Origin of the sequence: Paenibacillus sp. FSL K6-1558 (genome assembly GCF_038002565.1) — a bacterium.
GTDB lineage: Bacteria > Bacillota > Bacilli > Paenibacillales > Paenibacillaceae > Paenibacillus > Paenibacillus polysaccharolyticus.
In genome coordinates this window covers 5,597,126-5,623,851 of the sequence record NZ_JBBOCV010000001.1, presented here as the reverse complement: position 1 = coordinate 5,623,851, position 26,726 = coordinate 5,597,126, and the positions used below count along the sequence as shown (strand labels likewise).

36 protein-coding genes are annotated in these 26,726 nt (G+C 45.2%); 3 read left to right on the top strand and 33 right to left on the bottom strand.

Annotated elements, in window-relative coordinates; genetic code table 11:
* Nucleotides 1–94 precede the first annotated feature (94 nt).
* From MHI38_RS24395 to MHI38_RS24290, 22 genes are all read right to left on the bottom strand, one after another.
* On the bottom strand, nucleotides 95–283 hold the full coding sequence (locus MHI38_RS24395) for a hypothetical protein (protein WP_341181808.1): 189 nt from the start codon (nucleotides 281–283) through the stop codon (nucleotides 95–97).
* 49 nt (nucleotides 284–332) lie between these two features.
* Nucleotides 333–632 carry a histidine phosphatase family protein gene (locus MHI38_RS24390; protein ID WP_341181807.1) on the bottom strand — a complete coding sequence of 100 codons (300 nt, stop codon included), beginning with the start codon at nucleotides 630–632 and terminating at the stop codon, nucleotides 333–335.
* A gap of 11 nt (nucleotides 633–643) precedes the next feature.
* Nucleotides 644–1,135, bottom strand: coding sequence for an NUDIX hydrolase (locus MHI38_RS24385; protein ID WP_341181806.1), 492 nt, complete (start codon nucleotides 1,133–1,135; stop codon nucleotides 644–646).
* Nucleotides 1,132–1,320: a hypothetical protein gene (locus MHI38_RS24380; RefSeq protein ID WP_341181805.1), complete on the bottom strand. Its 189-nt coding sequence runs from the start codon at nucleotides 1,318–1,320 to the stop codon at nucleotides 1,132–1,134. Before MHI38_RS24380 ends, MHI38_RS24385 begins: the two co-directional genes overlap by 4 nt.
* Nucleotides 1,321–1,371: 51 nt before the next feature.
* Entirely contained in the window at nucleotides 1,372–1,626 is a 255-nt protein-coding gene (locus MHI38_RS24375) for a DUF7660 family protein (protein WP_341181804.1), read from the bottom strand.
* Nucleotides 1,627–2,247: 621 nt separating this feature from the next.
* Complete coding sequence (locus MHI38_RS24370; protein WP_261769181.1) at nucleotides 2,248–2,601, bottom strand: immunity protein Imm33 domain-containing protein; 354 nt, start codon at nucleotides 2,599–2,601, stop codon at nucleotides 2,248–2,250.
* A gap of 18 nt (nucleotides 2,602–2,619) precedes the next feature.
* Nucleotides 2,620–3,018, bottom strand: coding sequence for a hypothetical protein (locus MHI38_RS24365; RefSeq protein WP_341181803.1), 399 nt, complete (start codon nucleotides 3,016–3,018; stop codon nucleotides 2,620–2,622).
* Nucleotides 3,019–3,033: 15 nt separating this feature from the next.
* The gene (locus MHI38_RS24360; RefSeq protein ID WP_154982934.1) at nucleotides 3,034–3,444 is read right to left on the bottom strand and encodes a hypothetical protein; all 411 of its coding nucleotides are present in this window, start codon (nucleotides 3,442–3,444) and stop codon (nucleotides 3,034–3,036) included.
* Complete coding sequence (locus tag MHI38_RS24355; RefSeq protein WP_341181955.1) at nucleotides 3,441–3,878, bottom strand: LytTR family DNA-binding domain-containing protein; 438 nt, start codon at nucleotides 3,876–3,878, stop codon at nucleotides 3,441–3,443. Before MHI38_RS24355 ends, MHI38_RS24360 begins: the two co-directional genes overlap by 4 nt.
* Nucleotides 3,879–4,035: 157 nt before the next feature.
* Nucleotides 4,036–4,545 (bottom strand): hypothetical protein, encoded by a 510-nt coding sequence (locus MHI38_RS24350; protein ID WP_341181802.1) that lies wholly within the window; start codon nucleotides 4,543–4,545, stop codon nucleotides 4,036–4,038.
* Nucleotides 4,545–5,042: a GNAT family N-acetyltransferase gene (locus MHI38_RS24345; protein WP_341181801.1), complete on the bottom strand. Its 498-nt coding sequence runs from the start codon at nucleotides 5,040–5,042 to the stop codon at nucleotides 4,545–4,547. Before MHI38_RS24345 ends, MHI38_RS24350 begins: the two co-directional genes overlap by 1 nt.
* 149 nt (nucleotides 5,043–5,191) lie before the next feature.
* A complete protein-coding gene (locus MHI38_RS24340; protein WP_341181800.1) occupies nucleotides 5,192–5,812 on the bottom strand; it encodes a hypothetical protein in 621 nt (206 codons plus the stop codon).
* 35 nt (nucleotides 5,813–5,847) lie between these two features.
* Nucleotides 5,848–6,312, bottom strand: coding sequence for an NUDIX domain-containing protein (locus tag MHI38_RS24335; RefSeq protein WP_154887074.1), 465 nt, complete (start codon nucleotides 6,310–6,312; stop codon nucleotides 5,848–5,850).
* A gap of 23 nt (nucleotides 6,313–6,335) precedes the next feature.
* The gene (locus MHI38_RS24330) at nucleotides 6,336–6,818 is read right to left on the bottom strand and encodes a hypothetical protein (RefSeq protein WP_154887076.1); all 483 of its coding nucleotides are present in this window, start codon (nucleotides 6,816–6,818) and stop codon (nucleotides 6,336–6,338) included.
* Between the two features lie 24 nt (nucleotides 6,819–6,842).
* Nucleotides 6,843–7,073, bottom strand: coding sequence for a hypothetical protein (locus MHI38_RS24325; protein ID WP_154887078.1), 231 nt, complete (start codon nucleotides 7,071–7,073; stop codon nucleotides 6,843–6,845).
* Between the two features lie 56 nt (nucleotides 7,074–7,129).
* Nucleotides 7,130–7,630 carry a cysteine hydrolase family protein gene (locus MHI38_RS24320; protein WP_308722163.1) on the bottom strand — a complete coding sequence of 167 codons (501 nt, stop codon included), beginning with the start codon at nucleotides 7,628–7,630 and terminating at the stop codon, nucleotides 7,130–7,132.
* 59 nt (nucleotides 7,631–7,689) lie between these two features.
* Nucleotides 7,690–8,403: an AAA family ATPase gene (locus MHI38_RS24315; protein WP_154887082.1), complete on the bottom strand. Its 714-nt coding sequence runs from the start codon at nucleotides 8,401–8,403 to the stop codon at nucleotides 7,690–7,692.
* Nucleotides 8,404–8,610: 207 nt separating this feature from the next.
* Nucleotides 8,611–9,624, bottom strand: a complete 1,014-nt coding sequence (locus MHI38_RS24310) for a bifunctional glycosyltransferase family 2/GtrA family protein (protein ID WP_154887085.1) — start codon at nucleotides 9,622–9,624, stop codon at nucleotides 8,611–8,613.
* Nucleotide 9,625: 1 nt separating this feature from the next.
* Nucleotides 9,626–10,651, bottom strand: a complete 1,026-nt coding sequence (locus MHI38_RS24305) for a phosphodiester glycosidase family protein (protein ID WP_154887087.1) — start codon at nucleotides 10,649–10,651, stop codon at nucleotides 9,626–9,628.
* A 170-nt stretch (nucleotides 10,652–10,821) separates the two neighbouring features.
* Entirely contained in the window at nucleotides 10,822–11,772 is a 951-nt protein-coding gene (locus MHI38_RS24300) for a radical SAM protein (protein ID WP_341181799.1), read from the bottom strand.
* A gap of 214 nt (nucleotides 11,773–11,986) precedes the next feature.
* Complete coding sequence (locus tag MHI38_RS24295; RefSeq protein WP_341181798.1) at nucleotides 11,987–12,604, bottom strand: histidine phosphatase family protein; 618 nt, start codon at nucleotides 12,602–12,604, stop codon at nucleotides 11,987–11,989.
* Nucleotides 12,605–12,636: 32 nt separating this feature from the next.
* A complete protein-coding gene (locus tag MHI38_RS24290; RefSeq protein WP_341181797.1) occupies nucleotides 12,637–13,119 on the bottom strand; it encodes a DUF2569 domain-containing protein in 483 nt (160 codons plus the stop codon).
* Nucleotides 13,120–13,461: 342 nt separating this feature from the next.
* Between MHI38_RS24290 and MHI38_RS24285 the strand changes: the two genes are divergently transcribed.
* The gene (locus tag MHI38_RS24285) at nucleotides 13,462–14,406 is read left to right on the top strand and encodes a hypothetical protein (RefSeq protein ID WP_154887095.1); all 945 of its coding nucleotides are present in this window, start codon (nucleotides 13,462–13,464) and stop codon (nucleotides 14,404–14,406) included.
* A 60-nt stretch (nucleotides 14,407–14,466) separates the two neighbouring features.
* On the opposite strand, the gene MHI38_RS24280 is transcribed toward MHI38_RS24285, so the two are convergent.
* Nucleotides 14,467–14,760: an RNA polymerase alpha subunit C-terminal domain-containing protein gene (locus tag MHI38_RS24280; protein WP_154887097.1), complete on the bottom strand. Its 294-nt coding sequence runs from the start codon at nucleotides 14,758–14,760 to the stop codon at nucleotides 14,467–14,469.
* An 84-nt stretch (nucleotides 14,761–14,844) separates the two neighbouring features.
* On the opposite strand from MHI38_RS24280, the gene MHI38_RS24275 reads away from it, so the two are divergent.
* Complete coding sequence (locus MHI38_RS24275; protein ID WP_154887099.1) at nucleotides 14,845–15,672, top strand: DUF2785 domain-containing protein; 828 nt, start codon at nucleotides 14,845–14,847, stop codon at nucleotides 15,670–15,672.
* 8 nt (nucleotides 15,673–15,680) lie between these two features.
* Here MHI38_RS24275 and MHI38_RS24270 read toward each other — a convergent pair whose 3' ends face one another.
* The 7 genes from MHI38_RS24270 to MHI38_RS24240 form a co-directional block, all read right to left on the bottom strand.
* Nucleotides 15,681–16,274, bottom strand: coding sequence for a DUF4304 domain-containing protein (locus tag MHI38_RS24270; RefSeq protein WP_341181796.1), 594 nt, complete (start codon nucleotides 16,272–16,274; stop codon nucleotides 15,681–15,683).
* A 15-nt stretch (nucleotides 16,275–16,289) separates the two neighbouring features.
* A complete protein-coding gene (locus tag MHI38_RS24265; protein WP_341181795.1) occupies nucleotides 16,290–16,796 on the bottom strand; it encodes a DUF4275 family protein in 507 nt (168 codons plus the stop codon).
* A 156-nt stretch (nucleotides 16,797–16,952) separates the two neighbouring features.
* Nucleotides 16,953–17,486 carry an NUDIX hydrolase gene (locus MHI38_RS24260; protein WP_341181794.1) on the bottom strand — a complete coding sequence of 178 codons (534 nt, stop codon included), beginning with the start codon at nucleotides 17,484–17,486 and terminating at the stop codon, nucleotides 16,953–16,955.
* Nucleotides 17,487–17,708: 222 nt separating this feature from the next.
* A complete protein-coding gene (locus MHI38_RS24255; RefSeq protein WP_154887109.1) occupies nucleotides 17,709–18,386 on the bottom strand; it encodes an ABC transporter ATP-binding protein in 678 nt (225 codons plus the stop codon).
* Entirely contained in the window at nucleotides 18,383–19,609 is a 1,227-nt protein-coding gene (locus tag MHI38_RS24250) for an ABC transporter permease (protein ID WP_341181793.1), read from the bottom strand. Before MHI38_RS24250 ends, MHI38_RS24255 begins: the two co-directional genes overlap by 4 nt.
* Before the next feature lie 88 nt (nucleotides 19,610–19,697).
* Complete coding sequence (locus MHI38_RS24245) at nucleotides 19,698–21,086, bottom strand: sensor histidine kinase (RefSeq protein ID WP_308722168.1); 1,389 nt, start codon at nucleotides 21,084–21,086, stop codon at nucleotides 19,698–19,700.
* On the bottom strand, nucleotides 21,083–21,760 hold the full coding sequence (locus MHI38_RS24240; protein WP_154887115.1) for a response regulator transcription factor: 678 nt from the start codon (nucleotides 21,758–21,760) through the stop codon (nucleotides 21,083–21,085). Before MHI38_RS24240 ends, MHI38_RS24245 begins: the two co-directional genes overlap by 4 nt.
* Before the next feature lie 320 nt (nucleotides 21,761–22,080).
* On the opposite strand from MHI38_RS24240, the gene MHI38_RS24235 reads away from it, so the two are divergent.
* Nucleotides 22,081–23,064, top strand: coding sequence for a cation diffusion facilitator family transporter (locus MHI38_RS24235; protein ID WP_308722169.1), 984 nt, complete (start codon nucleotides 22,081–22,083; stop codon nucleotides 23,062–23,064).
* An 88-nt stretch (nucleotides 23,065–23,152) separates the two neighbouring features.
* Here MHI38_RS24235 and MHI38_RS24230 read toward each other — a convergent pair whose 3' ends face one another.
* The 3 genes from MHI38_RS24230 to MHI38_RS24220 form a co-directional block, all read right to left on the bottom strand.
* Nucleotides 23,153–23,533 (bottom strand): VOC family protein, encoded by a 381-nt coding sequence (locus tag MHI38_RS24230; RefSeq protein WP_154887119.1) that lies wholly within the window; start codon nucleotides 23,531–23,533, stop codon nucleotides 23,153–23,155.
* Between the two features lie 721 nt (nucleotides 23,534–24,254).
* On the bottom strand, nucleotides 24,255–26,033 hold the full coding sequence (locus tag MHI38_RS24225; protein WP_341181792.1) for a sensor histidine kinase: 1,779 nt from the start codon (nucleotides 26,031–26,033) through the stop codon (nucleotides 24,255–24,257).
* Nucleotides 26,030–26,710 (bottom strand): response regulator transcription factor, encoded by a 681-nt coding sequence (locus MHI38_RS24220; RefSeq protein ID WP_154887123.1) that lies wholly within the window; start codon nucleotides 26,708–26,710, stop codon nucleotides 26,030–26,032. The genes MHI38_RS24225 and MHI38_RS24220 overlap by 4 nt, the downstream gene beginning before the upstream one ends.
* Nucleotides 26,711–26,726 lie beyond the last annotated feature (16 nt).

Sequence of the window (26,726 nt, the reverse complement as noted above, 5' to 3'; positions counted from 1 at the left end):
CGTACATGATCAGAAGATATGAATAACATTACAGCTTAGGCGTTTGTGTCTTCATCGGTTGAAACAGCATCATCAACCATTTCTCCTTCTCAAGCTAAACATCACGAACAGTGTAGTACCCTGCCTCTCCAAGAAAATCATCTCTGGTTAGATCATGCTCACCTAACATCATTCTGTAATTCGTGATCGTACCGTCGTGTGACACGATGAACGTATGCCCCGTCTGTTTTCTGCACCAAGCCAAGAGTTGCTCTGCTAGTCGTGTGAACTGTTGTGTATTCATCTGATTTATACTTTCTTCCCAGGCTTCTAATCCAACATCTATGTATTGCTTATCTGGGTATAGCAAGCTGAGTTCTGCCATTCGGATCTTGAGGATACATTCTAGGGCCGACTAGAGGACTAATTACAGCCCCATTATGCTCATTCGTCATTAATAGTTCTACCGTTTCAAGAGTACGTTTAGTAGGACTTACCACAATAGTATCGTGAGGCATTATGTTGATGTTTTTACGTAAGGAAACGATTTGTTTTTTTCCCTGTTCAGTCAACCCCGGGTGTAATCGGTTAAGCTCCTTCGGATAATTCAACAAATGCTCCGCGTGACCATGACGAATAAATGTAATATCCACTCGGTACCCCTCTATTTCTGAATGAAGTGTCTTATGCTACTTGAATCACGAAGATTAACAAATTCTTTTCGCAAAAAAACAGGATAAATCTCCATCTGCTCTGTCTCTTGGATGGGAAACCAGCGAAACGTTAATTTGCCATCTTGCTCCACACCCTTGAATTCGCGTTCATTATAGAAGGAATGCCCTCCGGGCAAAGAGATCACATAATAGAATCCCATTTCATGCATCTCCTTACCATCGTATTCATAAAAATCTTCGCAAACAAATGCCAACCTCTCTACCCGGATAGGTACACCCAGCTCCTCCATCATCTCTCGCCGAATCGCATCCCCTGTTGATTCATTCATCTCCACTTGCCCGCCAGGCAAGTTCCAGAAATCATCCTGCTTCGCCTGGTGTAAAAGAACTCTGTCCGCATCCATCACAATACCGGCAACACGAAAGTTAAATCGGCTGTTGTCTTGCAAATACGATATATTTCTGTTCACCGAATCAGTCATCGAGCCGTCCATCCTTCAACAAATCCATTCTGAAATCCGTTCACAAACGACGGAATAAACAACACGACTAGTAGAAGGAGGCTTGCGCCCCCCCAACTGATGAATGATTTACGTTTACTAATCGCACCTAGGACGAATAACATTACCGTTACAACAATCAAACCTATCTCTACAAATTCCATCATCTTATATAACCTCCGTTATGTATCATTCTTAGTTGCCCTATAGTTCACCAATTACTCATAAATTTTTCCCATGTACATCATCTGAGCACATCGCTTCCAAGGGTTATCAGGCTTCTCATAATGCGTTAATCCCTTAATGGATTCCTGCCCCCAATCTGCTGCAGCTTCCAAAAATGATTCGATCGAATCATGTTGCCATTCATCGGCACAGGTGTGTCGATCCTTACTTAAAGCACTTAGGAAAGCAATAAAAGTGGCTTCATCCTGCACCTCATTCACAAGTTCAAATAATGTCTTCTGCACCACGTTCTGTCCCTTCTTTCAATTCCGTAATGATCACAACACCTTGATAGAGCTTTTTTGTTCTGTAATCATAATGTCACCCATGGAAGTGATTTTACAGAATGTATAATTCGGCATGCCGGAGATTGGGGCTTCCGGCGCAAAGAGGCTCTTATTCCCTTTTCATCCTGTTCATATAAGTAACGTGTACGCGCATTCATTAGTTTGACCATTTCCAACTCATCACCAGGAACACAGCTAACTTACGGATCATTCCACTTCACTCCCAGTTCGTTTTCAACCCATGACTTCCTGTCGCTGTAAATTTTCTCCCAGATACATCATAACCCATAATGTGGGATTTGCGAATGCTGTGGAAACACATCCACTTTCATACTACATTCCCTCCTGACATAAAAAAACACGCTGCCTGCATGGATATCCATGCTATATGCAAGCGCGCTAGCTCAATTATTTATTTACAAACCTATTTAATATTCCTGTACCCTTAACTTGGAGCTCCTTCCCATCCTCATCTTTCAAAAGATATCGGTGTTCCTATGCTGCATTACCATCTTTGCTGGCCTCATTTCATAAATCTTCATATCATGTTAAACGCAAATCAAATACATCTTTACCTCTTTCTTATCTATTAAGCAAACCTTCATCAAACCATACATCCTCATAATCCTCGGCAATCAGGAACCTCCATCCCGGAGCAAGTCCGAGATATCGACTAATCTTCGCATCCCATTCATCGATATGAGCAACATGTAGCGGTACAAAGAAATCATCAGCTGCCGAATATTCCTCGGCCCATATGTACCAGCCCGTCGTATCGCCTTCTGGCTGAATTCGCATCCCATGGATAGGCTCGCGTTTCTCCTTTACGTTCCAGGCAATCCCTACCTTCAGGTGGGGTTCACTCGGAACATAGTCTGCATGGTATTTCTCACACAGTTGCTTCTGTACGTGTATAGCACTCTCCTGCTTCACCATATCCCTCCATCCTTGGCATCAGATGCCGTAATAGCCTCTGTATCCTGATAACCATTCGTCTTTGCAAAAATCCACAAAGTCGTACGGCTCGCACTTCTTGAGATAAAGCACCTGATCATGCGCTTGTTCGCCGCCCTTTTTTTCCAGATACACGATTGTTTCTTCAAAGCCTGCACCGCAAAGCAGCTGCACATCAATGTAACTGCCTGCGTCCTGATTTTTTCGTTTGGCTTGCCAGATCAGCTCTGTGTCCTCTACGCTACCGATAGCAAACAACATGATGCACAGCAGTTTCAATACCTCATGATCCTCTATTTTCTGATTCTCCATCTCTTGTTGCAGCAGCCTACGAATGGACTCCCGCTGTTCCTTGTCAGGCTCTATTCCGTATACTTGCAAAAGCTCATCTTCATTCATAGCTGTTCACCTGACTTACTTCAGAATGTCGTTTAATTCTTCCGCTTTTTTCCTGCTATCCATTCTAGCATAAAAATAAAACGCAATAACATGCAACACGATTGATAGAAGCCACATTCCCGGGAACCAAGGCGCAATTAGCTCAAACATCTCTCTGGAAAACAACCAAATGATGCCCATGCCTCCGGCAATGTTACATGTAGAAGAAATAACGATGTTCCATATCGGCTTCAACGTAAGATGATTCCACAGTGCGCTGTACATCACTCCAAACAATAGAGCCGCAATAAGGGAGATGCCTGCAATGTTCCACAAATACACCATTTGAATGGGCTGATCGCGGTAGAACAGCGTCAGCAGTAGGATGACCCAAAGTGTCGTGACCGTAAATACCTGAAAAAATGATTGTTTAAGCTGATTGATCATGATAGTTTCCTCCTAAAGTTTTGAATATAAAACCGACTGACGGAGTAGCTGGAGCCATCGGTCAGATTAACCTGAATTCTGGCATGTTCGGCAGCTGAAAAGTTGCTGATATGTGTGGTGTTAATCATCGTCTGATTGTTGATTCGTACGAATGAAGTATCTTGAAAATCTTTTTCCACATATTTCAGACGTTGGTTAAGCAAATATCTCTCTCCTGTGACGACACGCACCCCGCACATGCGATTTTCCGATTCAATGGCAATGACGCTGCTAAGTTTAATCCTCACCTGACGATTGTTTTTCGCCTGGATCACGATCAGTTCCGTCTCGGATTGACCAATCGCTTCCCGAATACGATCCCACTTTGACTTCTCTGCAGGATGAGTTACTATTTTGGCCTCGTTAGGCTGCATCTCCTGATTTTCCTCAAACATAACTTTCACACGTTGCCCTCCTCTCACCACTCATATTACATATCTGAAAAGACACTTCCCACTACTTTGCGTTTTGTTGCATGAACCCGTAGTTGTGTTGCATTAAAAACAAAAAAACTACTCTTCAGAGTAGTTTTACGATCTTTTGCTCGTTTTTCTATGCCTCTGCCTTAACCTCTAAAACCAAATCCTGATGCTGCCGTACCCACTCATTCATCGTTATGATCGCTTGCTGTGAAGCCTGCCGATATGCTGCGTATAAACGCTCCGTCTGCTGAAGCAACTGAGGGTCATGTTCCAAATCGGTTGGCGATACTTCGTGCCATGTTTCTCCGGATTTTTTTACATCCGTTATAAGAGCTTCTATCTCGTCCAGTACATCAATCATCTCATTCAAATCAAAAAATTGCATGCCTTTCCTGATCCCGCTCCAGCTACGCAGATCAATAATATTATACGCTGAGAACCAATAAAACTCTGACAGACTTATGGTGTGATTGTGATAGGAATAAAACAGGTATAATGCTTGTTGCCCTTCGTTTAGCCGCATGTATACCTCTTTTTTGGCTTCCACACTCTGTCCGCGGACGGAGAGCAGCATCGGTTCAATACACAGCCAGCTTAGTTTTTGGGATTTTAAATCTTCTTTTCTGATCTCAGCCTTCATTACATGCTCCTCTCTTTTATCATGCTGTAGCATAAAATATGCTGAATACCGCGGCTACCCATTCGGGTCAATCCAAGGTCAAGAAAACCAGATTTTACATACAACTGATATGCAGCCTTATTTGCCTCATTCACAGCGAGAATGATTTCGTCAATCTCAGGGTGAAACTCACGTACCCAATCAGGCAGTTGCTTCATGGCATCCAGTGCATAACCTTTCCCTTGATATTGCTCCGAGATCGACAGCGCACGAATGAGTATTTTGTGATCCGATTCCGCAGGCTCCACGTATTCTGACCCTTTATGTAAAACAAAGAACCCTACAGGCACAACCTGATGTAAAATAACGATCGGATCTTTGTCCGGATTGATCATAGCCTCTTCAATCACCTGGGCAGGCAATGCCGTAAAGTGAATTTGTTCATTTTTCAGCGTAAACCGGGTTAAATCTTGATGATATTGTTCTTCATATGGTACCAAACAAATACCTTGTCCCATCCTGTTTCCCACTCCCAGTCTCGCTAAAAATCTATATAGATTCTCTGAATTCCCTTTTTCATAGGGGAAAATCCGGTGATAAAGGCGACCGCTTCGCTTTTTCAGTTTTTTTCTGTGCTCTCCGTTAAAGTATAAATGAATAGTTCAACTTATAGATGTTCGTAGACATGCCATTCTTTGAATCTTGTTTTCAAATTCAAGGCGGTCTTCTGGATAAAAGTTGATATACTGTCCATCGTCAACACATGGAAATCATCCGCAGGCTCGTTCTGGTTCATGAGGAAATCCAACTTTTCTCCCCTGTACTCGTACACCTCATGTACTGACAGACCGCCAAACTCATATGCTTTTGCTGTCATCAACTGATCTAACCATCCGTAAGCACCGACGTATTCACGCAGGATTCTAAACTCCAGCTTTTTCACATCATGGGTGTACACACTTCGTCCATTCGGGTCAGCTTCGTAAGGTGGATAAATCTGATATGTCCACTCTCGATCAGTGTATATATGGGCGATGTAACCGCATAGGTATTGCGCAAATTGGTGGTCTTGCTGCATCCGTTGTCTGTTTGATTCAATACCATGCTGAAAATCAGTATCTGTAGGAAATTCATGCTCTACAGCCATGAGGTGCGTTTTTGCCTTTTCACTGCGTATGTTCGTTCTCACATGAATGGAATCCGGTGCTAGGCTTCCCAGTAAGAATGATGGAGATGAATGCAGTACGATTTCAGATGCAACTGCAAAATGAACCATTGGCCAAGGCAAGCAAAGCCCTCCTTTTATCCAGAGATGTTATGATTTCAATGACGAAGCAGCGTAGCTTCACCTTTCATCAGGTCGATAAATACAGGCTGCTGAACCTTGTTGATGACTGACAAATCGATCTCATCCAGCTGATGAAACACAAGCTGCAGCGATTCTCTTTGTTCATCTTCAAACAAAAGCGTTCTATGATCCGCGGCCATGCGTCCAGCCAACTCTGCAGTAACATTAAACAAAAACATGACAAAAACGACTTCATTCCCGTCAGGATATGTATAGTTCATTCTTTCACCCGTGTATATCGCGGCCAATTCGTAAGAAATCACCTCCAAGCCCGTTTCCTCTTTCACTTCCCTGATCATCGTCTCTTCGATCTGTTCACCCGCTTCCATACCGCCCCCAGGTAATCCCCAATCTCCGTAATCCGATCTTCGTTGAAGCAAAATTTTCCCTGCATGGTCTCGAATAATAGCGCCGCCTGTTACGATAATACGTCTAGTCATTGTTCCCCTCTTTCAACAGATCGTTATACGCCAAAATGTATAATACAACGTCCGGTCTCTGCAGCATACTTTGTCATGACAGCAAGCTTGCTCAATTGATCTATTAAATCGGTTTTGTCATACACAAGCTTCTCATCGCATCTCTTCCCCGTCGTTACATCGATGCAATAATTCCCTGTAAGAACAATCGGGTCAGGAGCAAGGCTAAGTAACTCATTCCATGATCGTATAATTTGCTCAAGCTTCAACAGGATATCCTGCCCAACAATAACGGTTATCCCATGTACATTCAGTCCTGTATGTCTTGTATCAGTACTCGGATTCCATGTGTCTAACCAACGAAGAGTATCATGGATGTAAGATATAAATTCATCCTCAAACACAGCCTGCTCTACTACCCCAAGTCCACGTTTATATACCTTTCCATCAGAGTCCCAAGAGTAAGCATCCATCAAGTTTTCTTTGAGAACGGTTTGATCTTCAACAACAAATTGATGATTTGGCATTATGACTTCCTCCCAGTAACAGGGTCACTCATGCTGTCTCCTTGCCTCTTTCCGCACAAACAAAGAAGCAACAAGAGCAACGGAGCTTACAAGCGGTAACCATGTCATCCAGCCCATAATGATTAGTATAGGTGCCAGCATCAGAATGACACCGAAAAACACCATCAGACGCAGCTTTTTCTTAATGCCTTTGACCGTCCAGATCAGCCCCGTGCAAGAAAGTACGATTAATAAAGCAATGTAGTATCCATCCATCCTGCTTTTCCCCCTTCGAGAATAAAATCAGCATTTTGATGAACAGTAACCTCCGTTTATGACATCCGCGATCCAATCAAGTAATCAACCACCGGGTACGAGATTACGTTGCGATCCCTGTAGGCTGAAGCTACGGCATCTGAATATGTGCTAAGAACACCGTTCTGGAGCATCACGGGTCTGAATCCGCGCTCCATGGCACCATTGTATGTGAACAGGACACACTCTTCTGCGGCAAAACCGGATACGATGAGCAGTTCAACGCCTAAATCTTTGAGCGTCTGCTCCAGATTGGTTTGCCAGAATGCATTGGAACTCTCTTTGGTGATCGTAATATCTTCCCCATCCACATCAATCTCTGAAATGACCTGATATTGCTCGGGTTCTGCTCCCTCCATGCCTTCCACATCTTGAATATGCACGACCACATGGTCATTGGAGCGAAGTACGTTCGCGACATGATTGATATATTCGCAGGCATGGTCTATGGCCTTCTGATCCATCTTTTGACGCACAATGCTCTCTTGCATATCCACAATTAACAATCCTGTTTTCATCCGATCTCTCCTTCTAATATCCAATGGTTTAATTCGTATTTCTGCTTGTCGTTATCCAGTTAATCATCCCTAAACAATTCATGCAGCATTCGATCCTGATTCTCCAGAAAGCTGCGAGTAATCTGATAATGATCTGTATCCTCATACCTAATTTCGTGAATATGTCCGTCGTCAAAACTTAGAATATCGGCCCCCGGATACCCGAGCAGAATGGGCGAATGTGTCGCAATGATAAATTGCGAAGTACTCGACAAGTCATGAATAATTCGCAGCAACGAGAGCTGCCGGGCTGGAGACAAAGCGGCCTCTGGCTCGTCAAGCAGATAAATCCCCTTGGAACTGAAACGGTTGATGAACAAGTTAAGAAAAGACTCTCCATGGGATTGCTTATGCAATGAACGTCCGCCATAATATCGAAGCGATTCCGGCATCTCATCGACATGGGATGCAAATTGATAGAACGATTCGGATCGCAAGAAGAAACCGTTTGCCATTTTAGGCAACCAGGCCAGTCTTAGATAGTCTCCTAGTGAGGACTCAGATGCATGTGTTTCAAACACATTATTCCGCCCGCCTCCGGCGGTATTAAATTCACATTGATGAGCGATGCCTTCCAGCAATGTTGATTTTCCAGATCCATTTTCACCAACAAAAAACGTAACGTTATTGCTAAACTCCAGTCGCCCCATGGAATGAATCGACGGGATACTGAAGGGATATTCCCCAGGTTGCTCAATCTTATCTGACATTAATTCAACGCTTCGAAGATACATGATCTACCTCCTGCCATAGGTTCATTCACGTAAAGCCCTATGTCCATCGTACCCTATAATCCAATATTTTGGAAACCGCTTCAATTGAAAAAGAGCGAGCCCGTTGGCTCACTCTTTATATTACTTTTCCATGTTGCTGAACACGCTTGTCATTGAGCAAGCTGCCACAATCGAGAACTAAAACGGATACGCGCGTCCTTAGGCTAATTAAAATACAAATCTTCGCTGTGCCCAGTAGCTGAACGCAAAGATTGAAATTTCCGTCAGAATTTTAGCTGCCAATAGCGGAATGATCAGTTGTTCATTATACAAATATAACAATCCGTAGTTTAGTAACAGCACCAACAACACAAGCGAGAAGTATTTCGGTAACGACTGCTGAATCTTGGAACTCCGACCTGCGGAGAAAACATATTTGCGGTTCACAGTGTAATTGAACATGGAACTGCAAAGCCTTGCGGCAACCACCGACAGAAACAGATTATGTGTGAAATACTGTATGATGAATAATAATCCAAAATCAATCAGAGCAGATAAGACAGAAGATGTACTGAACATCAGAATGGGCATGTAGATACGAAACGAGTCTGCCAAAGGACGGAAATGGGAGGATTCATTGTGGTCCAGATAGACCGTATCAATGAATTCTTCTGTAATCTCATATCCTTCCTTATGTGCGTTTAGCAGCATGTTCATCTCATACTCAAACCGTTCTCCGGGAATTTGGCACAGCCAGTCCAGCATCGCATATGGAAAACCACGAAGTCCCGTCTGTGTATCATACACCTTACTGCCTGTTGTCAGCGCAAACACAGTACGGGTAACACGGTTACCGAAACGGCTACGGACAGGCACCTTACCTGTAAAGCGACGACTTCCTAATACAATGCCAGGGCTTGTCTGCGCAAGCAGTGTCTCAAAGATACTCCGAATATCATGCGGCAGATGCTGCCCGTCACTATCTGCACATACAACTCCGCCTTTGGGGCCATGCTCTCTAATATATTGGAAACCAGTCTTCAGCGCCCGGCCTTTGCCCCGATTGACCTCATGTGTCAGCACTGTACAACCGTACGCCTCAGCTGTCTCGAAAATTCCACGGTATTCAGCCCCGCTGCCATCATCTACGATCACAATAGGCCCAAGCTTAAATGTCTGTAACTGCATAACCAGATTCAATAAACGAACGTCAGGTTCATAGGATGGAATAAGGATTGTCATATTATTGTGCCTCCGTTAGATACAGAATGTCACTTACGCCACGTTCCTGGTTACGTCCCAGAGGATTGTTGACTACCCTGCCCATAAAATACATGGTGGAAGAACCTCCGCCGTCAAGGTTGTAAGCCTCGGTTGCGCCCAGGTCTTTCATCGTCTGGGCAAGTTCAGCCAGCGTCATGCCCCGGCTGTCATCCTGTCTTCCATCGACTACAACAAACACATAGTGGTTTGGAGCTATCATACCGATAGCTGTTCGTGGATTCGCATCCTGAATGGAGCGATTGCCAAAGTTATTGTCAATTTTCACACGACTGAAATCACTTGTAATTTCACCGTTCTGCACCAGAATCGGCCCAAAGGATAATGTATTCGTTACTCCTTCTGCCAGGAGTTCAGTAGAAGAAATATCATTTTCATTGTACGTTCGGATTGTCCCGTCATTAAACAGAGCTAACGCGTCCCTTGTCGGGCTGTCCCGATATAACACGCCATTACGGATAATGACACCATCATCACGGAATCCGTAGTAGTCACCGTTTATCGCAAAAATCGCGTTGTTTGCTTCGGCAATCTCCGATGTGTCCTCCGTGATATTGGTGCCAAAGCTATTGTCCGCCAGCGCACTTCGCAAACTGCTCGCGTCCTTCGCCTGTACATCAGCTACATAATAGGTAATCTGATCCGAGCCGGAGCCTGTCTGCACCTTCTGAATCTGTATCTTTAGATCATCACTGCTGTAACTCCAGTCATCTGACGTTGCATGTGCACCCGTTGCACTCGTTGTAGTAGAGGTTGTACTCGCTGTTCCCTCAGATCCAGCATTCGCCGTTGCAGGAGTAGCTACCGTGTTATCATCAGCCACAACCACCTGTACATGCCGAATCAAATATCGGTCAGCCAGGCTGTACAGAATGCTACCTATAACAATGACAGCCACAAGGGTAAAGGTAAGCCACCTGCGTTTTTTTCGGGAAACAGGAATGCTATGTTGGTCTTTCCGATTGTTTTTTTCAAAGAGTTTGATCATGTATCATTCACCTCTCCAGATTCATTTACGTTCTAATGCCATATTAGGACCGGTAACTTAAATGAATCTGAAATGAAAGAGGTAAGATGGCTATGAGTTTATCTTTAAAATACAAAAAAGATCCTCCGTTTCCGTTAAAGGAAATCAGAAGACCTCAAAGTAGAATGGATTTATGTGAATAAAGCATCATAAGCCGGGCAAGGGCGCTTTTCCAGAAAGTCCGTTAGTGCAACAGGTGGCTGCGTATAGATATCCTTCAGTGACGTACCACTATAAATATTACCAATGACCACCGGATGGCACAGCTCACAGATCAGAATGTCTCCGTTACCATGCAAGTGTAATTGTTTCGTACCATCCACACAGTTCGAGAAATATACCCCTGGCTGTTCACGCAGATTCAATTGTTCGGCAAACCGATCCATACATGTAAAATAGAGCGTTGTATCCGGCTTTTTATGTTCGATTAACGCCGTTACCGATTGAACCAGTGACTCTTTGGAGACAATCTGACTCCAGTCGGTGTGTGGCATCTTGATGCTGTTCTGAATCTCATGAATACGCACACCCAAGTCATATACTTTATCGCTAATCGCCAGCATATGATCCTGATTGCCTTTGAACAACAACGTTTCCAGTACGGTTTCCAAACCCAGCTCCGTACAAAGACGGATATTACGTTCTAATCTCTCATACATGCTTGGATGCACACGGTAGTAGGCAGCATACGATTCCGCATCGGTGTAGTTGAAAGAAATATGGATGTTGGACAAGCCGGCATCCCGTAATGCTATGATTCTTTTCTCTGTCAACAGACTGGCATTGGTGTTCAGCTGTGTATCTATGCCATGTGCTGCACAGTACGTTACAATCTCCAGACAATCCTGATATTTCAGCGTCACCTCGCCGCCTGACAGGCGTACCCGCTTGAGATGTGGAAGCTCACGAATAATTCGGATAACCTCTGCACCGCTGATACACTCCCCATCATCTCGATTGTAGGCACAGCAGTAGTCGCATTTATAATTGCAATTCGAAGTCACTCCAACCTCTAGCCCTTCCAGCTCATAGACGCCCGGGGTCTCCAGTTCAAGTGCTTTATATTTGTTTCTGATCGTCATACGCCTCCCCTGATTATCTTTCAGCCAGTTACCTCCACGTCCTGATAACCTGAAGATTATAGCGAAAGACATTCCAAGGGCGCTATGACATTATGTACGTTCCATATAAAAATAATTAACTCCTGCACCTCTATAATTTCAAACGAATAAAACCGGCGACACCAATAACGATTACCGTATACGCTGATACATGGTGCCTTGGAGTTCTGTTACTTTACGATCTTAAATGAGGAATCCTGTTCGTGTCCAATATGCTCCAGCCATTTTTCATGTTCTGAACCGTGTGAATACTCGTGTTGTCGATGGGATAAAAACTGGACGTATTGCTCCACTCCCTGTTAGCGAGCACATAATAAAGGACATTAATCACCCCACCGTGGGTCACCAGTAAAACATTTGATTGGATTCGCTTCTCTTCGAGTTGAACACAAAGATTCTCGAATGCATTTTGTATTCTTGTATAAAAATGGGTCGGACTTTCTCCGCCCGGAAAAGCAGTGTCCATCTTGAGCGTATTAAAATAAACTCCAGGGTACTTTTCCTCCGCTTCCGCATGGAGCATACCCGCCATGTCACCATTGTTCATCTCACGCCAATCAGGTGTGTGTATACCTCGAATGCCCAATGACTCTTCAATGGCTTGGCTTGTTTGCACCGCACGGGGTAGATCGCTGCTTATCACCGTATGAATATCATATTGCTCTTTATGTTCATACAGATACGATCCTAAAGCTCTGGACTGAATAACACCCGCTTCCATGAGTCCCCTTTGGCTCCAGCCGCCGCGATAGCCTTCTTCATCTGCACCATGTCGAACCAGGAAAATCTTCATAGCGTTCTTGTCACCTCTCACTGTCTCATCATTTAACGAACAAATGTGTTCTTTACACGTTCAGACTTGATAAAATACGGAATCCAGATCGCACAAGCAATGGCTGATCTTGCAATGTCCCGTACTGAACTTCCGTCTTCTAACTCCCTTGCTATCGGAATCTGATAAAGTAGCAGATAATCCACCATACCAACTACTAGGCTAAGACTATAAAAAATAATCATCAGGCGTGGAAGCATCGCTTTTTTACGATAAAAAGCAACGATGACATACACCGTGAATAATAGAAACAATATGTTGTAAATCGCCTCAAAAATAATCATTGGACCCCAAAGTGGGTGATAATAACCTGAATCTTTCGAAGTTAGAATCTCCCATGTCTCTGTGTTTAAAATGGGTAAAACAGACTGGCTAATCTGTGCAAGGAGCATCACTAATGTGAACCACAAACCAATCTGGATTAGGATCAGCCAGCCTCCGAGTCCAGACACACCCAATGGACGGTATTCTATCATTGATTCTTGAAATGGTTCTTGTCGAGGTTCTTGTTGCACTTCTAACACGTCCTTCTCTTATGCTGTTTTAACTGCCGCTATTCAATTCCATATGTATAAATACTCTATACGTTTCTTTCCTATTCTTACTTGAAAGCTATTTAGTCCCTCCCATAAAAATTTACACAGCTTCCTTATTGTACCACAGTGAAGAAATGAGGCATACTCATTTTTTCTACCTCCTATTATCAGGTTCGTTATACTTACACCATGTTCCGTCCCGTCCGCTCATGTCATAATTCAACGTAACAACAGCAGCCTACGATGCTGCTTACGATTACTTATAATAAGGAGGATTTAGCCATGCCTGATCCAAAATTAACGTTACTGCCTTTTGCAGATATCTCCGTTTATACCGAAGGTTTCGATATCGTCTCCGTACAGTGGGGACACGATGGGCTTGCATATATACTACTTATTAATCAAGTCCCTGAACGAAGAAAAGGTATGTTCGTGCAAACCAAACTAAAGGAGCCATACACGTACAAAGTGCTGATTGTATCGGATCAATATGTCCAGGAAGTTGTCATCGGGGGACAACAATTTCACTATCATTATGTACAGCCTTTACAAGAACATCTTCTGCTCGTTGGTGCGCGCTGCACCTATTATGGAAACGATCAATTTGATCTGAACGCCAAAGTATGTGATATGGAAGGCACGACGATTCGAGAATTTTTGCTCGGGGATGGGATTCAGAGTGTACAGGTGACGAAGCATGGAACGATCTGGACGAGTTACTTCGATGAAGGTATCTTTGGTAACTATGGCTGGGATCAGCCCGTTGGGGCGAGTGGATTGCTCGCTTGGGATGCATACGGGAATGTGCTCTATAAAAATAACAGTGCAGACATTGCTGACTGTTACGCACTCAATGTGGTGAACGAGGAAGAAGTCTGGTTCTACTATTATAGTGACTTTTCACTTGGTTGTATTTCGGGAGGATTCAAACCGGAGTCTGCTCGAATGAACTTCCTGAATCCAAATATATCAGGTTCCTCCGGTTTCTGTACGGATGGATATCACTTCCTGTTTGATGCCGGGTACGGGAAGCATGGAACATTTATTTTCAAGAAAATGCAGAAGTCTGGCAGCCTCACCAAAGGAACGAAGTTCCAATTGCTGAACGAGAAAAAACGCCCCTTCCAACAGGCGCGACAGGATTTTCGTCAGGATCGCCTGCTACTGAGTGAGGGGAACTTGCTGTATCAGGTCACGATGGAAGAACTGTTATCTGTTATAGAGTAGCTTCACATGAGCTGAGGAATGAGGAAAACGATCAAAAAAGCTTGAAATCAAAGATTAAAGTCATACCTTAAAGGACAATCCCTCTTCCTCCAGCGATTTACGCAGTATAGGCATGGACGATGGCCCTATACCGTGCAGTTTCAGAATTTCTTTTTCCGTATATTCAGCAAGTCTTGGTAATGTCGTAATATCTTCTGCTTCCAGTGCACGTCTTACCGGAGCAGATAGCAGGCTCATAAATCCCTCTTTCGGTTTCCGCTCCGCCTCACACTTGGGACAAGTCGAACAATCACTCTTTTTAAAAAATGTATGTCCCTTCTCGCATGTTCGCCGTGTTCCTTTATTGGTTGTCATTTGGGCTTTCCTCCTTAGAGATTGTATAATACGTTTGATAATAAGTTTACTAGAATGAAATTTAAATTGCAGGAGTGTGTTTAAATGAATTTAAAAGAAAAACTGATGTACATACGAGAAAATCAATATCAAGCACAGTCAGACGCCTTCGTCCTGATCCAAGAAATGTTACATAACATCGGTACGGTGGACGCACAATTGCGTGATGAGTTGATCTATACCACCCTATCTCACTGGATTCCTAGCCTTTCTCTGACTACATCCGAATTAGAACACATTTTAACCACCGTTTTAGATCGTGACCATCTGCTTTATGGACTGGGGGAAACCCATTCCGACTCCGTATTCACACGTTCCTTTTCCATGCTGGTTATCCCTCTTCTTTTCATGAGACACGCAGCATCGCCCTTCCTGTCAAGTGAGCGCATTCATCAGATTAAGGATGTAGTCTTTCACAATGTACGAGAAGAAAAGGATTACCGTGGATATGATGAAACTAAGGGTTGGGCTCACGCTGTAGCTCATGCTGCTGATGTGTTGGAAGATTTGGCTCAATATAATGAATTAGATGAGGCTGATTTATCAACGATGCTGGATCTGGTGTACGAGAAAATGACGATCAGTGACCGGGTCTACTCCGATGGCGAAGACGAACGAATGATAACACCAGTCATGTGTATTCTGGATAGAAACATCCTTAGTCAGGCGTCCGTTCAACAATGGATTCAACGTTTTGGCACGGTGGAGAATGAATCCGAATTTTTGCCTGCCTTCAGGCAAAAAAACAACATTAAAAACTTTCTCAAAAGTCTTTATTTTAGAATCAAATTTCATGGAGTGTATGATGCTGCCTTATGTCCAACGATTGAGCAAACGTTATATAAAGTAGAACCGGTCTACTACACATCCTGAAGAATGTGTTAGAGTCCATACGATGCAAAAATAGCGGCATACTTCTTCTCAAAAATCGTCCATCGCTTTTGGGCTCCATATTTAGCATGTAGCTGTTGTAGATATTTCTGAACAGTCGTAGTATCGCCATTTTGCAGTAGATAATGAAAGGTTTCTTCGCTTAAATGTAGTGCGGTTATATTCATATAATACTCCACAATATCCCTGGCGCTGGTTATGTTCTCCATGTATTCAACGGCCTTTTCCAGATGGGAGAGCAGTTCTTTAGAAAAGGTGACCAGGTCGGTGTCAGGTGTCAAAGAGTAGCGGTCTGGAGCAGCAGGAACTATTTTGTCAATTCTGCAGATAAAATGAGCCTGCTCCTCCAGTACTGCACCACTTGGTGTAACGATCTGTAGCTCCGCAAGCTCGGAGGAATGAATCATACCATTGATATAAAACCGAACCAGGTTTACGGTATTATATTTTGCTTTTTGAAAGTTGAATGTGTATACAAGATTTCCATCTACTTTACGAAAGTTAAGACCCTTCTTAGTATAACCGTGACGGACTAATAAAGGTTTCACTTCATTTTTGATCATCTCTTTAAAAAGTTCCTGCAAAAGAACTTCCTCCCTCTATGCCTCGATTTTATAAAAATACGGCCCGCACATCGATTCATGTGTATGTACATATGTCCATGTGAACGCATTGTCGAAGATATAGATATCCTGTTGTTCATCAAAATCAGCTGCGACGACAGCACTTGCGCTCTCATAGATCTGGACAAACGGCGTATGTTGATACATCACATATAAGTCGGTCTTCTCTTCGGCATCGAAGGCTACTCGTGCTGCTTCCCCTTCCAAACACTCCTGCTGTTTGTAACTGAACATATGCCATTTGTACTGGCTGTAATAGATCGTTTCTTTCGAAACATCATCCAAGTTATGGGCAAACACCTCATCCCAGCGCTGAACAATCTCCTCCGATTCCTCGCACAACTCGGTCACTTGTACTCCCTTGTCCGCGATCATTTTCTCATACATATATTTGCGGTACACCATTTCAACTCGTGAGTATGCCACGTTAAGTTCACTTTCCGGCAACACATCCAGCATCCGATTAATCTCTTCTCGAATCATGGGTGAACCTCCTTTATGTAGATACTTTCAAAAAACATTTATCGATCATGAGATACGTACATACCTATCACACAGCAACTCCAATGGAAGCGTATAGATTCTCTCACTAAATTTCAAAACTCCAACAATGCCCTTCGTCTTCGGTTATATCAGCCCTTATCTGTTTTTTCGCAGCACATAGGCCAGTTCGTACATCTCGGCAATATCATGTCTGTTCTGTTCCCGAAAACGCCGTACCGCTTCATCAATCTCTACGGCCTCAACCGCCACCACCTGCTCCCCATCTTCGGGATTGAGCGGTTCACATACCAATTCCACATCACCGTAACCAATGACTCTAATGAAATGCGGATGCGGAATGTGAGGTCTATACGGCTCAAGAGCACTGGAAGTGCAATGAAACTGTCCAAAAACTTGGTAGCTACGTAGCTCCGCGCCTAATTCTTCCATCAGTTCACGTTTCAATCCGTCCATATAGTGCTCGCCTGCTTCCAACGTTCCTCCGGGCAGTTCCCACAGTCCGTTATCCAGTTGAAACACAACACACTCTTCTCCAACAAACGGAATAATGCTCACATTACTCACCAGTGTCTCGTCTATTTGCTCGCCCAGCCTAAACTCCGCCTCAATGATTCCCCAGTGGATCGACGTACTCAGTGCCGGAAATTGTTGTGCATCTATGCTGTTCATTCGCATCCAATCCTCTCCCAATGAAATTCATGATGTACTGTCATCCATTCGTAGCCTGAATCTTTACCTCAACGTACACGCCATTCCCTTCCAATTATAGTCGAAAACACAAAAAGAAGGCCACCTCTCCCACAGGAGCTGTGACCCTCTCATCGCACGGGAACTAACCGTTAAGCGTATTTCTCATCAACTTATTTCTTCGAAAAGCAAATTCACAATCCTCTAACGTGCTACCAGCTTTCCCTTTTCCAAAAAAAGAACCCGGCTACAGAGCGGCAAAATCCGCTCATCATGCGTAACCATCACCGCACTCTTGCCCTGCTCCTTCACGAGCCGCGCAATCGTGCCTACAATATCCAGCCCGCGCTCCGCATCGAGGCTAGCCGTCGGTTCATCCGCCAGTAGCACAGCCGGATCATTCATTAGCGCCCGCGCAATGGCAACGCGCTGGCGTTCTCCGCCGGACAGCTTGTCAGTATATGCTTTGCGCCGGTGAGACAGGCCCACCGTCTCCAGCAGTTCACCTGCACGGCGCTCGGCTTTACTTTTGTCCATACCCGCAAGCTTCGCTACTACTAATAACTGCTCCTCCACCTTCAGGTAAGGAATCAGATTCGCACTTTGAAATATAAATCCGAGCTGGCGCAGCCGCACATCCGAGATGTCCGTTTTACTCTTGCCCATGATCGAAGAGCCATCCAGTAGTACCTCCCCATCCGTGGGTTCGAGCAGTGCACCTGCAATGGACAGAAATGTACTTTTTCCTGAACCCGAAGGGCCCATCACGGCGACAAGTTCTCCTTCTGCCACCTGAAGATCAAGGCGATCCAATATTGTACGCTGGCTGCCACCGTCATCAAATGTCTGTGTAATCCCTTGTAATTCCAGTCGTTTTCTCATGCTGCCGTCCTCCCAATCGCATCGAGTGCATCAATTTTGGTAACCTTCCACACCGAGAACAACGAACCCGCCATCGACATCAGAATGAATAACACACAGGTCAATGCAAGGGTGGATATTCCTAATTGAAAAGGCATAGATGCTGGAAGAACAGATTCGAACAGCCGCACAAGCAATACGCTAATCACCAGACTACCGACGGACAACAGCAACACCTGTAGCGACACACTGCCTGCCAGATAACCGTTTCGTGTTCCAATCGCTTTTAAAATGCCAAATTGACTGGTCTTCTGAATTGTAATGACGTAGAAAAATACCGCCAGTACAAATGCCGAGATGACGTACAGGAAAGCAATCATCATCAATAATGAGCCCTGCTCCTCCTTGTAACCTGGAATAGCGGATACCGCATCCGATTTGGTGATGATCTCTGTCTTTGGTAAGGCGGCACTCAACTTGCTCACTTGATCATCCGCACCTTTGACCGCGATTGCATTGTAAACTGGCGCATTCAGTGAACCAGATGGAGTCGATGTACCCATTACAGCTTCAGCGCTCTTTTCAGTGCCAATAGCGTCAGTATTCGCTTTAGCAATCGCGCTTGTTCCAGTGCCAGTGCCGGTGTCTACTCGACCTATTGCAGATGTTGCCTGCACAGTACGTGATCCAGCTTGCAATGTAAGCCATTCCTGCTCATTCATAAACACCACCGGTGCGTGACTGAACGATTCATTTTGCACAAAACCACTCACTGTCCACTCCGTCCCCGAGGCTTGATCCACCAGAACCGTGCCAATCGTGACGCCGGATTTCGCCAGCTTCCGATCGACCACCACCTGCCCTGCGGACTGATCGTTGATCGCATTGCCTTCGGTAACCGTTGGCGCCAGCCAGCTTCCCGAGTTCACCATGAATAGGGTGACATCGATCTTCTTGGTATCGTCCGCCGGGCTGACGGTCGTCATTCGAACCCCAAGCGGCTCGGCATTATCCTGTCCAACGACAGCACGGGCCTCATCCAGCTCCTGCTGGCCCACCTGTGAACGAGTAAATCGATGATTCGAATCCTGTTCGAGTATAAAATGGGTTGCTGCCATATTTTTAATCGAAGCTGCGTTATCATACGACAGCCCCTGCGCAAGTCCGGTTACAAACAACACCAGAAACGAAACCAGCACCATGATGGTGGCAATCAATGCGTATCGTCCTTTTGCAAACCTCATTTCCCGTATAGCCAAGTACATTTGCTCTGACCTCCCTCTTGATAATCCAAGTATAGGAGGTGAAAATGAACGGAAAATGAATAACACATTACATCTGTGGAAGCGTTACGGTAAAGAGCGTGCCTTCAGCTGAACTGGACACCTCAATGGTGCCGTGATGGAGACGAATAATTTTCTGCACAATCGCAAGGCCCAGGCCGGTCCCGCCAGATGAACGTTCACGTGCATGATCCGCCCGGTAGAAACGGTCAAACAAAAAAGGCAGATGCTCGGCTGCAATTCCGTCTCCAGTATCCTGAATATACACGACACACGCTTTATCCAACTGCTCTGCCCGAACCTCAATGCTACGGCCCTTCGGCAGATGCTGCACCGCATTACCAAGCAAGTTCATCCAAACCTGCATCAGTAACACTTCATTGCCTGTAATCTTTATGGATTCCGGTACAGACATGCGCAGGGATAACTCTTTCTCCTCCAATTGCCATTGCAACACTTGAACCGCCTGACGGAATTGGCTTCTCAGCGCGAAGGTAGCTTGGGTTTGCGTCATATCTTCATGACCCTGTTCCAAGGAAGACAGGAGTAACAATTGTTTACTGAGCAACGAGAGATGCCGGCTCTCTTTTTCAATAATGGATGCATAGTGCGCACGTTCTTGCTCCGGTAGTTCCGGATCCGCTACCAATTGCGCAAATCCCTGAATGGAGGTTAACGGTGACTGGATCTCATGGGATACGTTGGACACAAACTGTTGCCGCGCCTGATCCACCCGTTCCAATTCTCGGCTCATCGTCATAAAATGCTGGGCGAGTTGCCCGATCTCGTCACGCCTTGCTGTATTTAATTTCAGATTATAATTGCCCTGCGCAATACGTTTCGTCGCTTCAGACAGCCGTTCAATCGGATTGACCAGATAACGCGTACTGAACAGAAAGATCAGGACACTGATACCCACCGTCAATGCCCCAATGAGCGCAAAGAAAATCCGCAGTTCTCCAAATTGCAAAATAACATCGGGACGCATGAACATGGCGTAACGAACCTCGCCCACCTGAAGTGGAACCCCCACCGTATTGCTTAATTGGTTGTCAAAAAATCCGGTAATAAACGGTTGGCTCGGAAACTCGGCCACGCCATGATACACATCGCCGCCTAGAACCAGACGAACAGCCTGCTTGTCCAACTCCTTTTCGCGGAATTCACGGCCGTAAAACTGATCATCGCCTTGACCATCGGTGACATAGATTTCGTATCCTAATGCCGCTGCATTGTGAAGATATCGCTGAACCGTACTCGGCTCAGGCTGCTCTTCGGCAAACTTTTTCATGTCCATGGCGATACCAACCAACTTCTCATCATTAAAGTCTTTGAGTTTAGCGTGATAGTAGATGTTGGAGAAAAAGAATCCGAGCAAACTACTGACGATAATCACCGCCACCGTAATGAGAAATATGCGAACGTATAACGATCTCAATGCGATTTCACCTCGATTTTGTATCCAATGCCCCGCACCGTCTGAATCACAAAATCATCTGTATAGTCCGCAAAGCGGTCACGCAACCGCTTGATATGTACGTCGACCGTTCGGTCGTCCCCTTCATAATCCGCCCCCCAGACAAGACGAATCAATTCATCACGCGAGAACAGGCGCCCCGGAAACTGCGCAAGCTGAGACAGTAGTTCAAACTCTTTCATCGGTAAAAAAAGAATCGACTGTCCATCGCTTACTTCCACATTGTTGCGGTCAATCACAATCCGGTTCATGCGAATGATATCGCTGGAAGTTCGATGATATCGGCGAAACAACGCTTTGACCCGGTACACCAGTTCCTCAGGTTCAAACGGCTTGGTCACATACTCATCCGTGCCCCGCAAATATCCTTCTTTCTTGTCTGCCAGCTGATCCCTTGCGGTCAGCAATATAATAGGAATGTCGTAATGCTGACGTATGTAATCACACAGTTCAAGTCCGTCCATGCCTGGCATCATCACATCCAAGATCGCAAGATCGATGGGGGTCTGCTGTATCATTTGGACCGCCTCCACACCATCCTGTGCTTCATGTACCCGGTATCCCTCCTTCGTCATGACATGGCGCAACAGTGCGCGAATATTCGCATCATCGTCTGCTAGTAGCAGATGTTTCATCTCGTAGTCCGCCCTTCTATAGTGATCCTGCCCCGATGGTAGCACAAAAACGAAGCCATTAGCCAGTGCAGTTAAGTGGTGCAGTTGACATTACAGCTGTCTGTGTGGATGCATGTTTATATTTTCGCAAATCTGGTTGACACTACTATGAGGCCGAATTATAATAAGTTTACGACATATGAGTGATTGCTCATATGTTCATATAAATAGGAGTGAACCGTATTACAAAAATGATCAGCAACACATCCACAAGTAACACGTAACGCTATATGATCACGCAACATACATAACAGAGGATCGTTCCAAAGGAGAGGATTACAATGTCAGGACAACAACATGGGCACAATCATACCCACGATCATGGACACAATCACGCGCACGGCACGAATAACAAAAAGGTACTGCTCTTTTCCTTCATTATCATTACCTTCTACATGATCGTAGAAACCTTCGGGGGATTCATTACGAACAGTCTTGCACTCATCTCCGATGCAGGTCATATGCTCTCGGACTCTATCGCGCTCGGTATTGCTTTGCTCGCGTTCACATATGGAGCCAAAGCCGTCAATACGGGGAAAACCTACGGTTACAGACGCTTTGAAATTCTGGCAGCCACGTTAAACGGCGTGACGTTAATTGCCATTGCACTTTATATTTTCTACGAGGCTATTGGCCGCTTCATCCACCCGCCCGAAGTGGCAACGATGGGCATGCTGATCATCAGTACAATCGGATTGCTCGTGAACATTCTGGTCGCCTGGATTATGATGCGTGGCAGCGATACCGAGAGCAACCTGAACATGCGCGGTGCTTATCTTCACGTGATCAGCGACATGCTCGGCTCGATTGGTGCGATTGCTGCTGCCCTGCTCATGATGTTCTTCGGCTGGGGCTGGGCTGATCCGCTGGCAAGTGTCATCGTGGCGGTGCTGGTATTACGCAGTGGATTTTATGTCACCAAATCTTCTTTGCACATTCTCATGGAAGGCACACCCGTAAACGTCGATGTGAACGATCTGGTGCAGACGATTCAGCAGGTGGATGGCGTCAAAGGTGTTCACGATGTTCACGTCTGGTCGATCACCAGTAACCTGAACGCACTGACTGCCCATATCGTGGTAGATGGAACGATGGATGTATATGCGTCCGAGGTGCTTGTACAGAAAATTGAGCATCTGCTGGAGCACAAAGAGATCAAACATGTCACCTTGCAGGTTGAGTCTGAAAAGCATCTTCACGATACCTCCGTCCTCTGCACCGTCAAAGGTGACGCACCCGATGCACATGCGCATCACCATCATTGATGTATTGCAGGTTAGCGGATACTCCCTTTTATTGGGATAAGGCAAAACAGGACGGTTCCCGTTAAGGGATCGCCCTGTTTTTTGCTGTTTATACTGCAATGAATTCCAGAAACTCCAGTCGATTCCCGAAGGGATCATTCAGATAAAAACGCCGTACTCCCTCGTCTGCTCTTGCTTCATCATCTAATACTTGGATACTGTGCTTGTGCAGGTGTTCGCGTAACTCCTCCAGGTTCTGGACATGAAAGGCCGGATGGGCTTTGGAAGCGGGTACAAAATCATGTTGAACACCGATATGAACCTGATGGACGCCGCATTGAAACCACACACCGCCGCGTTTTTGCAACAGTGCAGGCTTTGGAATTTCTGTCCATCCAAGAATTTGATTAAAAAAATCTCTAGCTTCCTTCTCGCAACCTTCAGGAGCAGCCAACTGCACATGATCAATGCCATTGAAATGATAGGCCATTTGATTCATCCTCCTATTAAGTTTCACTCAACGAAACTATGTTTCGTTTTATAATAACATTTTATAGATATAATTACAGTACGTCTAGCGTGTTTTTCGGCGACACACATCCGTTATGTATGCAATCCAATTGTAATTGTCTAAATATCAATCTCATCCCAATTTAGAATTACATATCCTCCCCATGTTCTATTCCCCATATGAAAAATTAAATCCACCATACCTGACCCCTCCTAAACGTCAATGAAAAAAGGCTATTGAATGGTACGATATCATTATATCCTTACTCAACTAAAACGCTAACGATCACCAGAAGCCTTATTTGGCCTGTTTCGCTGCTTTTTATTTTCTAACGATCACCAGAGACGCTATTTAGCTGATTTTGCGCCAATACAGTATATTTTTTATGTTTCTGGATGAAATAAGCTTCCTGGAGATCGTTAGAGTTTGGACACCCTCATATCAGAGTAAATAAGCTTCGTGGGGATCGTTAGAATTCTGACACTCTCATTTCAGAGCTGGAGTACTACTTAAGTCGTAGCGACACCCGGTAAACGTGCCTATAGATTCTTTTCATGAAGTATTAATTAAAATGACAAGAGCCCTGACTTTAAGCCAAGGCCCTCTTCTTATAAGCTGATAAACATTTCCACGATCCCTTTTATTTCAACAGTACTCCAGCCACAGAAATCCGATCATCGACCAGTACGTTCAGGAACAATCACTCATCTTCCGACGAGCTTTGCAACGTAAAATAAAATTTTACGCCATTCGGCGTATTTGCTACACCATAGGACTGCTGATGCAGTTGTACAATCTCCTTCACGATAGATAACCCCAGCCCGGTTCCACCGGCTTGACGACTGCGCGCATCCTCTTCGCGGTAGAACCGATCCCATATCCGTGTCAGCTCATGCTCTGCAATGGAAGGCCCTTCATTTTCTACAATTATACACACTTGTTCATGCTCACGATTATGTCTAATCTCCATCCGAATCGTACTTCCTTCATTCCCGTTGCGAATCGCATTACTCACATAATTCAGCAAGACCTGCTGCATCTTCTCGGCATCTGCCCAGACATGTACATCGCGGTCACCCTGCACCTCGAACTTCATCTGCTTAGCCTTGGCGAGTTGTCTCATCTTCTCCACACATTCAGCTACAAGTTGATCCGCCGTAAAAGATTCCATACGTAGCTTCACCGCGCCAGCCTCTAGCCGGGTCAATTCCAGCATATCGAGCACCAGCTTTTCCATCCGATCGGCTTCTCGCAAAATGGTACGAATATAACGCTCACGTTTATTTTCCGCGATCTGATCCAGAAGTCCTTCCGCATATCCCTTCACCACACTGATGGGTGTTTTTAATTCATGCGAAGCATCCGACACAAAACGTTTCTGCAACTGCTCCATCCGGCTTTTATATTCCATCTCCAGCACCAGTTTCTCGTTCGTGAGTTGAAGCTCCTTTAGCGTACGATCCAGATTGGAAGAAAGACTGACGAGACTTTCGGACAGACTACCCAGCTCATCCTTACTCTGAATCGGGGCCATGGCCGTGAAATCCAGCTTTGCCATGCGAGCCGCATCACGATTCAATTGTAATAACGGACGTGAAACGATTTTGGAGAAGAAAAAGGACAGAACCACCATCAGCAGTAGCCCTCCGGCAATACTGAAAAAGGCATAATACACCTCCAGCGCGCCAAATGCCTCCCCAAGCTGCGTCAAGGGCGTTAGAGCAAACAGATACTCCACGACCTTACCATCACGAACAATCGGTTGCACAAACACCAGATTATGTACACCGCTCACAGGTTCCTTCCATTCGGTATGAAATGCTTCTCCCCGATCCAACTGCTCCCGCTCTGCTTCCGGCAAAGGAAACCACACGCGCAGCGCGGCCGCCATAATACCTTCCCGGTTATTCCACTGACCCGGCGCAGGCAACAATACCGAGTTTACGGTGCCACTAATCTCAATGACGCCTTCCCGATCGGCGTTGTGAGGAAGCACCCCAACCGCGGGTGACCCCTCTTTACGAATGACATAAGGCGAGAACAGCGCGTTTCCCTGCTCCATGTAATAAGCACCTTGCACCGTCACGCGATCACCAGGCTGCAAGCCATACGAAGTCAGAGCCGAGATGTCTGGAAAAAAGGAAACGGCCACAGGTAGCGATTGTCCCTTATCCGTGTTCAGTTGAATTCGAAACGGGTTATCGTAGCGAACCTCACCCTCTTTACTTAGAACCGCCATTTGCACATGATTTTGTGTAATGAAACTGCCCATCACCATAGGTGTTTTCTCCTCAGGCCATTTCTGCCGGGCATAATCCATAGCGAAGGATGTTAGCTTTTTCCCCAAATCACTGGCTCGTTCATGCTGGTAGAAACGTTCAAAGAACCAGAAATGTCCTGCCACAACCGTTGCAAAGAAGACGATATAAAATACAAGATTGGCAGCAAAAAGCTTAAATACGATCCCTCTCGTTTTCACGATTCAACCTCAAACTTGTACCCGATGCGAAACACCGTACGAATATATCCGGCATCTTCACCTAATTTTTTACGCAGATTTTTGATATGAGTATCTACCACGCGAGGGTCGCCAAAATAGTCCACACCCCACACCTGGTTTAACAAATGTTCACGCGTCAAAGGGAAGTTTCGATGCCTGAGCAGGTGTAGCAACACATCATATTCCTTATAGGACAGCTCGACAGGCTGACCATCTGACTCCACTACGCGTTTTCTCTCATATACTTTTATATTGCCAAAAGAAATGATCGGATCTTCCTGTCCTACTGTATTGTCCACACGTTTCATTAATGTCTCCGCGCGGGCAACCAGCACTCGCGGGCTGAACGGTTTCGTCACATAATCGTCGGCACCTAGCTCAAAGCCCAGCAGCTTATTCTCTTCTTCCGATTTTGCAGTAAGGATAATGATGGGCACGGTAGACTGAGATCGAATCTGCCGGCACACATTCCAGCCACTCACTTTGGGAATCATCAGATCTACAATCACCAAGTCTGGAGGACAGGCATTGAACAGTTCAAGTGCTTCTTCCCCGTTAGCTGCTTCAATAACTTGCCAAGCGGATTGCTTGAAGTAATCCGTGACCAGCTCACGAATGGATTCTTCATCTTCTATTAATAAAACGGAACGTCTCACAATTTTCCTCCTAAAC